This window comes from Okeania sp. (assembly GCF_035285525.1).
GTDB lineage: Bacteria > Cyanobacteriota > Cyanobacteriia > Cyanobacteriales > Microcoleaceae > Trichodesmium.
Window position 1 is genome coordinate 18,433 of record NZ_JAYKGW010000252.1, and the last position, 14,044, is coordinate 32,476.

The following is a 14,044-nucleotide window of genomic DNA, read 5'->3' on the forward strand; positions in this document are numbered from 1 at the left end:
ATTTCGATTTGAAGATTTTATATTATCACCAAATTAAAGTAAGCCTATATCTACATTTGAATAATTTTATCATTTGTTATAAATAGGTTTGAGCGCAAAGAAACCCGGTTTCTACCCTCGTACCGGGTTTCTGGGTTGAAACAGAGGGAGTAATACTAAATATAGATATAGTACCTCCCTTGTAAGTCCTGATACAAAAACTTAGGTTTGAGCGCAAAGAAACCCGGTTTCTACCCTCGTACCGGCTTTCTGGGTTTAAAAATGGGGAGTAATTGATGATTTATACATAAGAATTGATTCCCTGTTTTTTCTTTTTGCAGATGTCTATTTGCAAGGATGCTGCATATAAAGTCCCTATTCCCTACTCCCTAAATTATGAAATATGCCAGCGTACATTGCTATATCTAGTCCTCTCAAGAGGACTTTAGCTTTGAGCCAATTTTAATCCCTGGCTCATGTTGGGTTGAGGAAACGAAACCCAACCTACCCTAACTCTGGGATTTTAATCCCTGGCTCATGTTGGGTTTCGCACTTCTTCAACCCAACCTACGCTTACTCCCTATTTATTTGACAATTTATATTTTTTATGATAAAGACAAAAAATAAATTAAAATTTAAGATTAAAAATTTAGAAAATACTCAAAAGATATTCTAAACTCCGAAGTACACAAGCAAATTTTTTGAGGCACATAATGTCTACCTCTCAATCAGTAAGTTTAAGTCAGTTGATTCCAGTGGATCGGGTTCGTTACAATGAGCAGGGACTTGTACCCGCTATTATTCAAGATTATTTAGATGGTACGGTGTTAATGATGGCCTGGATGAACCAGGAATCATTACAAAAAACTCTAGAGACAGGACAAACTTGGTTTTGGAGTCGTTCTCGCCAAGAGTTTTGGCATAAAGGAGCGACTTCTGGGCATTTTCAGAATATTAAGTGGATGCGCTATGACTGCGACAACGATACTTTATTAGTAGGAGTAGAGCAAATAGGCGATATTGCTTGTCATAAGGGAGAAAGGAGTTGTTTTCATCAGGTAGATCGAGAAGTTGTCAAACCACCAGCAGATATGTTGTCTCAGCTTTTTGATGTAATTAGCGATCGCCGAGACCATCCCCAAGAAGGTTCCTATACCTGTAAATTATTTGCTGGAGGAGATAATAAAATTCTTAAGAAAATAGGGGAAGAGTCAGCAGAAGTGGTAATGGCTTGTAAAGATGATGAAAAAGAAGCGATCGCTGCAGAAGTAGCAGATTTGTTTTATCATACTTTGGTTGCTCTAGCTCACCATAACGTTGAGTTGCGAGATGTGTATCGAAAGTTGGATGAACGTAGACCACAAAATAAATACTATAAATAGGTAACTTGGTCAGGACTTACGCAGCGACCCTAAATATAGTGGTTAAAACTATTGTGCAATAGTTTTTTGCATCTATAATATAGCGTGTCGGTGCGTAACGCTACCGCTTTTTCGTATAGGGAATGCGAACGCATTCATGTCGCGGAGCGTTATCGTATAGGGAATGCGAGCGCATTCATGTCCGCTCAAGGGCGGAAAACACACCCTAATAATAGCGTTCATTCGTAAGTCCTGTGGTAGTTGATTGTTTGATCTTAATAGTTTGGCAGCGTTTTTGATTAACTTTGAATAGCAACCTTCTTTATTAACTTATTTTAATAGTTTGGCAGCGTTTTTGATTAATTTTGAATAGCAACCTTCTTTATTAACTTATTTAATATGATTAATCCTTCTCTATATCAAATCAACACTCGTGTTTGGCTCAACAAAATATCCCAAAAATTAGGTCATCATGCCACCTTAGATGATATTCCTGATGATGAACTAGATCAAATAGCAAACCTAGGATTTGATTGGGTTTACTTTTTAGGAGTTTGGCAAACAGGAATCATGGGGCGAGATATTTCTCGTGCTAATCCTGATGTGCGAACAGAAGGAGTAGAAATTTTTGGTGACAACTTCCATGAAGATTATATTTGTGGGTCTTGTTTTGCCATAACTGATTATCATATCCATGAAAATCTGGGTGATAATGAAGCTATGTTGCGACTGCGCGATCGCCTCCATCAACGGGGACTAAAGCTTATGCTTGATTTTGTTCCCAATCATACTGCTCCCGACCATCTTTGGGTAGAAACTAACTCTGACTTTTATGTGCAGGGAACCCAAGCTAATCTTGAAGAAGAACCCCACAACTATATACAAATAGAATCGTCAACAGGTAGTCAAATATTTGCTTATGGAAGAGACCCTTATTTTCCAGGTTGGTCTGATGCTTTACAACTAAACTATGGCAACCCCAAATTACAAGAGGCAATGTTAGCAGAGTTATTCAATATTGCTCGTTTATGCGATGGTGTTCGCTGCGATATGGCAATGCTATTATTGCCGAATATTTTTCAGCATACTTGGGGTATTTCTATGGAACCTTTTTGGGATGATGCCATTTCCCAAATTAAACAACAATATCCAGATTTTATCTTGATGGCAGAAGTCTATTGGAATCTGGAGTGGGAACTGCAACAGTTAGGATTTGATTATACTTATGACAAACGCTTATATGATCGTCTCCGGGAACAACAAACAGTTCCAGTTAGACTGCACCTTTATGCCGATCTTAACTTTCAAAGTAAGTTGGCAAGGTTTATAGAAAATCACGATGAACCCAGAGCAAATGTAGTTTTTCCAGCCAGAGTCAATCAAGCTGCTGCCATTTTAACTTATTTTACCCCTGGTTTACGTTTTTTCCATCAAGGTCAGTTACAAGGTTGGTCTCAGAAAATTTCGGTGCATTTATGTGACGCTCCTGAAGAACCTGCTGTTCCCAAACTAGAAAGATTTTACCATCAATTATTAGATTGTTTGGCTCTGAATATTGTTCGTGAAGGAAATTGGCAGTTACTTGAATGTATAGCTGCATGGGAAGGAAATTTTACATGGAATAATTTTATTGCTTTTGTCTGGAAAGGAAAAGATGAGCGACTTTTGTTGATAACAGTTAATTATGCTGCCGAACAGAGTCAATGTTATGTTCTACTTCCTTTTGAGAGTCTTAGAGGTCAAATGTATCAAGTACAAGATTTAATGAGTGATGTTAGTTATGATCGCTTGGGAGATAAATTGATTTCAAGGGGTCTGTATTTGGATATACCTGGATGGGGTTATCATATTTTTGATATTAGTTAAGTAGTCGTGCCAAATTAATTTCCTAGTTGAGATAGGGAACACTTAATACTTAACTGGGAACAGACAATTAACAAAATGTGTAATTAATTTTGCTTATGCACTTAAAAGCTTTGATAATTAATAAAGGAAGGCAGAAGGCAGAAGGCAGAAGAAAAAGCAAAGGTTTAAAGGGAAAAGGTTTTTTTCTTGCTGATTGTCCCGACACGATATAACTCCTATTTCTCCTGACCCTGTAGGGACTATGCAACGTCCCTACCTAGGGTTTGCTGATTAAATCTCAAAGTTTTTGCAGATAAAAGTTATAGCCTTTTTAGGTGGGAAAAAGTACCTGGTTTACGGTTCCCGAAAAATCAGCTCTTAATGGTCAAAAAGTTACCATTTTATGCAAGTCATTGGGCAGAAAAAATTACTTTTCTGCTCCCCTACTCCCCTTCAAGCGCTCCCGTAGAGACCCCCTTATGCAACGTCCCTACCCTTAAAAAAGACTGAAGAAGCACAAACCCTACCTATTCCCTACTCCCTACTCCCTACTCCCTAATTTTAAATAAATACTAAAATAGTGATTAGTAGCAAAACCTTCAACATAGTTGGCCAATAAAGCGCCTTAAATATAAAGTTGTCTTTATACTTAAAAATGGGAAGATTCGGATTCAAAGTCCAAAGAATAAAATTAATAGCTACTAAGAAAATATACAAATAAACAACAAAGTAAAAATACTCTAAATAAACAATTCCTTTAGTAATTACTTGTTGTCTAACTGTCACCTGATCTAAAATAACAATAAATACAAAACCTGCACAAGCTCCCAGAACTTCCATAGTTTGCTCATAGTTAGTAACTAAAAGTACAGCAAATAACAATGTCAAAACTACAATCATCGGTCCGAGTTTAGAAATAAATAAACCCAAGAAATCTCTTTGTAGAATGACAGTAAATTGTAGTTCAGGAAAATTAGTTTTTGGTGGAGTATTAACCACTCCAAAATTAGTATTATATGTCTTGAATATATATTCAAAAAAGCTATCCCTGAGATACCATTCTCCCAATACAATTTCTTTGTCTACCCCCGGTGCAGTTTGTGGGTTAATTACAGTATAACTTTGAAAATCAGGAACAAGAATTACCCGACGATTTAACTCTCCATTATTATAATCCTGATGCCAAATTCTAATTTTCAAATCTTTGTCATCAAAAGGATAATAGTCAAAATCAAAATCCATACGAAAAGTATAAGCAAAATACCAACTGATAACTTCTAACCCATCTTTTTTATAACGATAATCTTCTCTTAGTTCATAATCACTATTTTCAATGGCATCAGGAAGCATAATACCACGAGATAAATCATCATGGACTCCATCTTTGTAAGTTTGCCATATATAACCTGTGACAAAAGCATCTTTCGGACTGGTCAGATCGAATGATTGAATGAAAACTCCTGTCGGAACAATTAGAGGCGGGTCTTGATTTAATTCTTTACTTAACCGTATTTGAGGAGCTAATAATTGTTTCACACCAGTATCACTAAGTAACAGGTTTCGAGTTGATGTATAAGTTCTTGCTTTCAATACTAAACTCCAAACAAAAGCAATATTTGCGACAAAGAATATACTAACAATAGATGATATTAATGAAATTCGTTTTACTCCTCCTCGGTAAACTCTCAATAAGAGAATTGAAATAAAAATAGCAGACCAAAGGTAAGCAATACTAATAGTAGTTAATTTCCGTCTTGTAAGTGCTGAGTCTGGAAGAATTTCATCTTGAATAAAAACTATTCCTACTAGCCATCCATTTAGATTAGTTTTTCGTAGAAATAACCAAGAATTTTGACCTGTTACTTTATCTGTTAAAGCGGCTTCTACTGGCTTACCTCTGAGTCCTTCAACAATCAATTCTCTAAGTTTTTCATCCTGCTGTTGATAGGTAATATCAAAGATATTTGCTTGGGATTTAATATACTCTTCATTAGGATGATATAAGTAAGTTCCTGTTTCAGAAATAATAAATCCGTAGCCAGTTCTACCCAGGTTTAAAGACCGCACTATGTCTAAAATTTTAGTTAATGAATATTCGCTATATACAATACCTCGTGGAGATTTATCTTGAGTATCTGGGTTATAAAAAGGAGTAAAAAATCCGACAACTGGATCGCTATTAAGGGAAGGAGCACTCCAAAAATAAGGTTCACCCCAATTTGGCCCCTTGTTTAGGGTATTACTATACCAAACATATTTAGGTTTTGTATAGTTAACTTTAGTTTCAGTTAGCTCTATTTTGTCATCTATTCTTGCATAATATGGTGCATAAAGTTCTACATCTGGGCTATAAGCAAAAGGTTTATAAGCAACACCAACATCTAAAAAATCAGTATTTTCTTCAAGTTCTAATTTAAGCCGTCCTAATAATTCCTCATCTGCTAATTTGCCAGAACTCAGAGCGTTAGCGATAGAAATAGCTGATTTTTGAGCAAAATATAGTCGCCGATCAATCTCCAGGGCAACTCTAGCTGTTTCCCTTTGAGATTGGTGTTTAGCATTATCAAATACTTCTTTTTGTTCGAGGCTGTATAATAATGACCCTACTATGGCAAGTGTTAAACTAATTCCACCTAGAATTAATGATGTATAAAATGCTATGATTTGTGGTTTACTAGCATTATTAATAGTTAATACTTGATGTAGAAAAAGATAGATTTGAGTTTTAATTTTTTGATATTTTTTCTCTTCTTTAATTGGTTTATTTTCGTCGATTTCTTGGTTAATTGTCATAATTTTTTCTCCTATATAATTTTCGTTTGTAGAAACAATATCAAAAAATGTTGACGATTTTGGGCTTGGTTTGTTTGTGTTTAAGAAACAGTGATCGCTATGGCCATTTCTGATAATTGATTCTTTTTATATTTCTGTGAATAACTACTTCTTTTACTAAAATATATAATTTATACTACTGGATTGACACAATTAATTTTGTGCATTAGGACGGGTTTACTTAATCTTGGGTTGAGCATTGAACTCTTCAATAAAAACCCACCCCTACCCCATGCACCATTTTAGCTGTGTCGGTTTACTACTTAAAAAAAAGAATGCTATAAAAAGGTGCAATTGGGAACAAGTGCTTACAAAAAGCAATTCCAATTCGTTTCCGACAGTCATTTTTATATTTATCCCCTTTTGTCAATATTTACTTTTTCTTGCTTCTAACTTACGGATGTTGAATACAACATCCCTACCTCAAAATGCTTAAGCAAAATTAATTGTGCATTAACTTTTCACTCTGTCAGACATAGAGACGAAATTATATACAAATAATTTTGCACAACTACTTAATATCAAAAACATTTATCATATTGCGATTATGGGTAATTCAAAATTGTACCAAAAAATATAATAATTAGAATAAAAAGTCTATGTATTATGTACAAGGGTATCTTTTTGGGCAGGTAAAAGTATAAAAATCATTTTGGTAGTTCCTTACTACCCACAGTTCCCAGACTTCCTAGCTTTTCCCATCACAAGGACATGAAAATTATAGTCGGTGATTATAAGTTTTGTATAATAAACAATTATATAATTTTTTACTGCTTACATTGTTAACTGTGGGAAAATCCCATAAACTTAGATTCTTACTATAAAATTAAACAATTTTAAGAAAACTTTAATTTTCTTAATACTTTGTATAAAAAGATTATTGGTAAAGTATATTTCTAGTAACCATAAGAAAAAAATATCAGCCATATTTAAAAAGTATAATTTTGTCATACTGAGTATTTGCTTATATTTTGCATTATGCTATCCTCTAGTCTGGTTGTGTAAAAAGTATTTTCTCCTAAAAAATAGTATCTAAATTGAAATTTGATTGAGGAAAAAAATGGAATTACTGGAAACATTTGGAAAAAGTTTAGAAGGAATCAATATTGCTGGCCTACCAGCATATAAGCTATTAATTGCATTTGGTATCTTGCTGTTAACACTAATACTGCAAGGATTTATTACTGGAGTAATCATTAAGTCGATTGAGAATCTTGCGGCTGGTACTGAATCTGACTTAGACGATCAATTAATTGCTGTCATCAAAAAACCTCTATCTTGGTTAGTTTTGGTAGGTGGACTATGGGTAATACAAACTTTTTTAGCTGTAGATTTAAAAAAGCTTGAGTTAGACAAAACTACATCCGATCTTCTTACTTTAGTCACTATTGCTCTAATTGCTTATACGGTTTACACCGCAGCCCCCATTTTAGGTAAGGTGCTAGAAGCCTTAACTCTGCACACTGATACAGACTTAGATGACTTGCTAGTTCCCTATTTACCAAGACTATTTCGTATTGCAGCAGTTGTTGTGGTAGCTATTAAAGCTGCAGATGTATTGTTTGGACAATCTGCGGGCGCTCTTATTGGTTTGCTTGGTGGTGCTGGTGTTGCTCTAGGTTTATTATTCAAAGATATTATCTATGATTGGTGTTGCGCTGTCATTATCTATACTGATAGATTGTATAAACCTAAAGACTGGATAATGGTTTCAGGATTAAGCGGTTTTTTGCAGGTAGTAGAAATAGGTTTAAGAACAACAAAATTATATTCATGGGAGTGGGGTTCTATTATTAAAATGCCTAATTCTAAAATGGTAAGTGGTATTGTAGATAACTGGTCTCAGGATAAAGGCGATGTTCAAGAATGGGGATTTACAGAAACTTTAAAAATTGACGGTATTACAGCAGATCAAGTAGAGAGAATTATGGCAGGAATTGACGGAATATTTAAAAGTATAGATGGTTTTTATCCCAATTATTCTCTAATGTTCGGCGGTCTAGAAGGTAATGCTCGTCTGATCAAATATGTTTCATATATAACTCCTGCTCGTTACTTTTCTGCGGCTCGTGAATTTCGCTTGAGTTTAATGAGATTATTAGAAAAAGAGGGTATTGCTGCCAATAGCGTCTATATCATTGCTGACCAAGAATCTTATACAAATAGCTTGAAAATGGCAAAAAAAGATAGTAACTAATTACAACAATATGTTCTGAGATTCTAAGATTTCTTTGATATATCCCTAAATTTTTCAAACATCTTTGACAGCAACACAGGTAATTAGCTACCTGTGTTATTTTTTTAATTTAGTGTAAAAGCTTTTCTGAAAAATTCTGTACTGATAAACAACAAAAAAGTTTACCTCAAGCTCCTATTGTTTAAATCAGGACTTACGCAAAGACACTGTATATAGCGTATGCGTGCGTAGAGTGATTGCTGACGCAAAGCTCCGCTAACGCCTGAAAAATTATGGTCATCCCCCAGTTTTACTGATTTTAAACAGTCTATAAAAACTTAAACAACTGTCATTTTAATTGTCGGATATTTTAGTGCAGAAACTAGATATTTAGATGACAATTGATGTTTGAGTTGATAAATAGTAATTCCAACGAAAATTTGCTATTTTTTTCAAATTATTCCACACTAACATAGCACAGTCAATATGATTTTTTTGAATTTTTGCCCGACGACATTGGCACAATTAAAGCCCTGTTAGTTGTTTTATTTCTCTGTGGAATTCCTCAATTTTCCATCTCGGCGCGAATCTCAAACTCAACGTCGTCTGTACTTTGATAACTGAGGTCATTAGTAGCAATATATTCTGCTGACGTTTGTAGAAACAGTAGCCCAGAATAATTTGACTTTTTTATCTCTAGGAAAACCTTTAATTTTGATAACCTTTCCTGATGTTAATTCCAACTCATTCAATTTTAATTCTTCCAGTTTTTGATATTTGTTGATACCCCCACTATCATCTACCAAACGATTACTTCTTAACGGGCAATAGTAAATTTTATCTAAATTATCTATTAAAGCCATTAGCCTTTGAGTTGCATACCAAATATCCATTAATACTGTTTTTACTGGTATTTTCTTCTTTTTTACTACATCAAACATCATTTCTTCTACATTATTCTATTTTACTCTTTTCATCACTTTCTGGATTATCGTATCTATAATCTATGATCCGATTGGCGCTCTATATGAGAATTAAAATATAAGCAATTAACTATCCCTATTCCACTCACTATCCCATGTTCATTACCACTGTACTGACACCGGAAAAGTTCAATTTTATGAGAATATTTTTTATTGATAACTGTATCATCAATGCAGCAAATAACCATCTTCAGAAGTAACAATTTCCTCCCTAACATTTTGCCACAAAATTTCTGTCCCTAAATCAACATTTGTTAAATAACGATTAATTCGATCATAGCTAATTTTTTTCAGATGATCGGCAAGATTCGTGAGAGTATAATTTTTCTGACTACTTATTAAATATTGACAATATTTTATATAATTAAAGTTCATATTCAAGGCATTAAGAAGTAATTATTCTGATACTAATCTAGTCTAACAAGTAATTTGGCATCAAGCAAATTTTTAAGGTTTTTATATTTTGTTGTTCAAGCGATCGCTAAATAAATAAAACTTTAACAGTAAACACTATATATAATGTCTTTGCGTAAGTCCTGTAAATAAAAGGATCGGATACTGCCTAATTATCTTCAACTCAAACTTGCCAGTTATTTCAATTCGATAAAAATTGAAGTTAGAAGCAAAACAGAAAATTAAATAATTAGGACTTACTGATTAAACTTAAAGTATTGACATATAACTGAACTTCCCCCCTGAGAAAAAGGTCGTATGAGGCCGCCTAGAGGTAGTTAGAGGCAATTTTTTAACTACCCGTTATTGGGTAAAATAGCTCGCTTGGCTTTACCAGTTGAGTATTCTGAGCAATTGTATTTATTTATATTTTATCATATGACGATACGTATTCATAAGTCAAAATATATTTTTTGTGTTGATGTATAAACATAGTAGGCAGAGTGGCTGAAAGCTTTGCTATAGAAGCTTTCAAGAGAAAGCATAGTACATTTGTACAGGGGAAGTTGACATATATAGCAATGTACGCACTTAATATTTACAAATTGCCGGAGGTGTCCAATAGCTAAAAACCTTATATTATAGGCTATTCATTCTTTCTCCATACCTGTTCCCTGTTGCCTGTTTCCTAAAAGCAACGCTATAAAGGTTTTTGTTCTAAAAAGCTCCAAAAGTTAGGATTTTGGGTTGACGCGATACAGAAAAATCAAGGGATAATCCTTCCTCCTAACTTGTCTAAATTCCCCATTCCTCCTGACTTCTGACTCCTACCCCCCATATCAGAAAACTTTCCATAAGTCAACCCTAAATAGCTACTAATTTGTCAATCCTTGCATTCAAAATCCCCTAAATTTCCCCTCTTTTACCAAAACTTCAAACATTCTTCCTGATTATAGTAATTTCTTTGTGCTTTAACTATTATCACTTTTCCCTAATTCACATTATTGTTGAAAGTTAGAATTAGAATTTTTATTCTCTGTAACACTATGCGCCTATTTTCCTATTGTTTTGAGCGATAATGCTTATAATTCTATGGTAGAGAATACTATGAAATATCTATTAAAAAAAAAGATTATAAATGAATTTTTGCGTTTTTAAGAGGGGGATAAAAGGCGGATAAAAATATTTTAGTTATAATCATAGTTATGGAGCACTACTATAATTACATTAAAAACATTCAGCAGTCAGTAATTAGCAATCAGGTATTACTTTTGTACGGAATAAAAACTTTATTTAAACTCTTTATGTAAGTAATATTATCAGGTCGAAAATTTGGCTTTATATTTATTAAGGATAAAGTATAGTTGCTGAGTTCTAAGAGCTAATACCTGAATGCTTACATTACATTTATTCCTCTTTTTCAGGCATAATGCTCAGAAAAAATATATCTGTGTATTTTATAAGTTATACACCAATTGACTATATAAAAATCCTTATAATATTATATTTTGCTTAGTAAGAATTTATTTATATATGAGCAAAATATAATAAATACACAATCAGAAAACTTATTTATAAATTAACTTTTACCTATTATCAATTTTAAAGGAGTATATTCTAAATGTCTCAAGTTAACTTTTACCAATCCTTATCTACTCAAAATTCTATTCAGTTTGCGAATGTTTATAGTCAACTAGAATGCCCACAACAAATAGTATTTATAGACTCGAATGTAGATGATTACCAGAGTCTAGCTAATGGAGTTTTACCCAAAACAAAAGTAGTTATTCTTGATAGATTTTTAGATGGTGTTCAGCAGATTACTAGAATTATTAAAAAATATCGTGACATATCATCTATACATATAGTTTCTCATGGTGCGCCAGGATGTTTGTATTTAGGTAATAGTCAATTAAATATTAAGAATATAAATGATTATTGGCAGGAGTTAGAAACTTGGCCAGTAACTAATTTATTACTTTATGGTTGTAGTGTTGCTGCGGGAGATGCAGGTACAGAATTTTTAGCACAACTCCAGAAAATTACAGGTGCGAATATTGCTGCTTCGGCAAAACCAACTGGTAATCTTGCTTTGGGTGGTAACTGGGAGTTGGAAGTTATTAGAGGCGAGTTAGAGGTTAGTTTAGTTTTTAGCGATCAAATTCAAAGTCAGTGGGAGCATATTCTGGCAGATGAGTTTGAGGAAAAACCAGAATTGTTTCAGGTAATTTCTGGACAACTATTTCGACTGAACCTATTAACAGCAAGTTATGAACCGGTAATTGAATCTAACATACCTTCTGATTATAATGCCGGAGGTTTTGCGACTAATAATGATAATGTATTTATCTATGCAGTTGGAACAGGTACAAGCAACCGACATCATCTACTTCGAGTGTTTTCAGATGGAACTGTTGAGAATGTAACTGATGCCAGTAATAATCCCATAACAATTACTAGAGATTCTGTAGCTGATGCAAATAAAAATAAACTTTTATTCTCTGGAGATGTTGATGCAGACCAGAACTTATGGATTGTCGATCAGCAAACATCATCACCAACACTCATTAAAGTTGATCTAAACAACCCTAGTAGTGGAACCAGGATCAATTTATCTGGAACTTTACCTCCTAATAAAGATCCCAATGATAAGCGAATGCCATCTGATGTTGTTTATATTGAAGCTGATGAGGATGGCGATGGCATTAAAGAGAAGAAGTATTTATATGGACTTAGCGATCAAGGAAGGTTAGTCAGAGTTGACATCACGAATGCTAATGAGAGTAACCCAGCTCCAGTTACCACTTCAGAAAATGTTATTTCTGGGTTGAATACTTCTGGTAGCATTTATGGAGCAGCTTGGACAGATATAGATGGTAATTTATTTGTTAGTGTTAATTCATTAAATGATAGTAGTAACCAGGGGACACTATATCACATTAAGAATTATGATACTGCGCCAGAGGCAGAAGAGCTCTTCAATACTATTGAGACAAATAGTAACGATGGAATGTCGAACCCTACCCAAAAATCTCCATTTGTTATTCCACTCATAGATTTAGATGGAACAGATACATCAGAAGAACTAAACTACGCTACTACGTTTACAGAAGATCTTAGTGCTGTTGGTATTGTAGACACTGACATAATTATTAGAGATTATATCAATACAGATGATAATGGAACCCCTGGGGATACAAGTGATGATGAAACCAGCACCACTCATGGGGATCGATTAGTGCAAGCAACAATCACTCTGACTGATTCTCCTGATGGTGACGATGAAAAATTTTTAGTTGATGGTACAGAATTAACAAATTCTGTAGTAGTATCAGGCACAACCACAAGTATAACTGCTACACTAGGGACAAATTCAAATGGCCAAAAATTCATTACATTAGCACCAACTACCGACAATACCGCCAGTGTAGATGATTTTGAAATAGCACTTAAAGCCATTCAATACAAAAATGACAGCCAAAATCCAGATATTACAGACAGAACTTTAGAGATAGTTCTTGAGGATGAAAACGGAAACAAATCCAGCGACATTTTCGGAGAGAATAGCACCACAGTTCATACTACTACAATTGAGGTTATTCGAGTTAATGATGCTCCTATTTTCAGCAACTTAGATGCAAATCCTACTTTTAACAAGGGTGGTAATGCAGTAGTTCTTGATGCTGATGCTACTATTGCCGATCATGAACTAGACAACAGAAATAACAATTATTATGGTGCAATTTTAACCCTCGCAAGAAATGGAGGTGCTAACTCTGATGATAACTTTAGTGCAAGCGGGACATTAAGTGCTTTAACAGAAGGAGGAGATTTAGAAGTAGATGGTACAATTATTGGAACGGTAACAACAAACAGCGGTGGCACTTTATTACTAATATTTAACAATAATGCTACTACTGCCTTGGTTAATAGTGCATTACAACAAATTGCTTATAGTAACAGTAGCGATACTCCTCCAACTTCTGTTCAAATTGACTATACTTTTAATGACTGCAATACAGGAGACACAGATCAAGGAACGGGAGGATATTTAACTGCCAATGGTTCGGTGACTGTTACTATTGCTCCAAACCAAAATCCCACAGCCGTAGATGACAGTACCAGTACCAACACCGGAACTCCAGTCACTTTCAACATTACAGGAAATGACTCCGACCCAGATGATGGAACTGTGAACGTAGCCACAGTAGACTTAGACCCATCTACGGACGGACGACAAACAACTCGGACAGTAGAAGGAGAAGGAACTTACTCCGTAGATGATAGTGGAAATGTCACCTTTACTCCAGAAGCTGACTTTGTGGGCACAACAACGGGTATAAGTTACACAGTAGCAGACCAGAATGGAGGAGTATCAAACGAAGCCACCATCACTGTTACAGTTAACAACCAAAATCCCACAGCCGTAGATGACAGTACCAGTACCAACACCGGAACTCCAGTCACTTTCAACA

5 protein-coding genes and 1 pseudogene are annotated in these 14,044 nt (G+C 34.5%); 4 read left to right on the top strand and 2 right to left on the bottom strand.

Annotation, left to right across the window (positions count from 1 at the left end; all coding sequences use genetic code 11):
* Nucleotides 1–692: 692 nt before the first annotated feature.
* Both hisIE and VKJ25_RS23785 read left to right on the top strand, forming a co-directional pair.
* Nucleotides 693–1,361 carry a bifunctional phosphoribosyl-AMP cyclohydrolase/phosphoribosyl-ATP diphosphatase HisIE gene (gene hisIE / locus VKJ25_RS23780; protein WP_324239132.1) on the top strand — a complete coding sequence of 223 codons (669 nt, stop codon included), beginning with the start codon at nt 693–695 and terminating at the stop codon, nt 1,359–1,361.
* A 378-nt stretch (nt 1,362–1,739) separates the two neighbouring features.
* The gene (locus VKJ25_RS23785) at nt 1,740–3,206 is read left to right on the top strand and encodes an alpha-amylase family glycosyl hydrolase (RefSeq protein WP_324239133.1); all 1,467 of its coding nucleotides are present in this window, start codon (nt 1,740–1,742) and stop codon (nt 3,204–3,206) included.
* 540 nt (nt 3,207–3,746) lie between these two features.
* Here VKJ25_RS23785 and VKJ25_RS23790 read toward each other — a convergent pair.
* The gene (locus VKJ25_RS23790) at nt 3,747–5,978 is read right to left on the bottom strand and encodes a PDC sensor domain-containing protein (protein WP_324239134.1); all 2,232 of its coding nucleotides are present in this window, start codon (nt 5,976–5,978) and stop codon (nt 3,747–3,749) included.
* Between the two features lie 1,099 nt (nt 5,979–7,077).
* Between VKJ25_RS23790 and VKJ25_RS23795 the strand changes: the two genes are divergently transcribed.
* A complete protein-coding gene (locus VKJ25_RS23795) occupies nt 7,078–8,214 on the top strand; it encodes a mechanosensitive ion channel family protein (protein WP_324239135.1) in 1,137 nt (378 codons plus the stop codon).
* Between the two features lie 317 nt (nt 8,215–8,531).
* On the opposite strand, the pseudogene VKJ25_RS23800 reads toward VKJ25_RS23795, so the two are convergent.
* A pseudogene (locus VKJ25_RS23800) lies at nt 8,532–9,551 on the bottom strand (IS701 family transposase).
* Nucleotides 9,552–11,190: 1,639 nt separating this feature from the next.
* Between VKJ25_RS23800 and VKJ25_RS23805 the strand changes: the two are divergent.
* Nucleotides 11,191–14,044 (top strand): DUF4347 domain-containing protein (locus tag VKJ25_RS23805; protein ID WP_324239136.1); only part of this gene is annotated, 2,854 nt, incomplete at its 3' end.

What these genes read in the sequence shown, in the direction of transcription:
- VKJ25_RS23790 (WP_324239134.1), bottom strand. Translation starts at nt 5,978, where the DNA reads ATGACAATTAACCAAGAAATCGACGAAAATAAACCAATTAAAGAAGAG.
- VKJ25_RS23785 (WP_324239133.1), top strand. Translation starts at nt 1,740, where the DNA reads ATGATTAATCCTTCTCTATATCAAATCAACACTCGTGTTTGGCTCAAC.
- VKJ25_RS23795 (WP_324239135.1), top strand. Translation starts at nt 7,078, where the DNA reads ATGGAATTACTGGAAACATTTGGAAAAAGTTTAGAAGGAATCAATATT.
- hisIE (WP_324239132.1), top strand. Translation starts at nt 693, where the DNA reads ATGTCTACCTCTCAATCAGTAAGTTTAAGTCAGTTGATTCCAGTGGAT.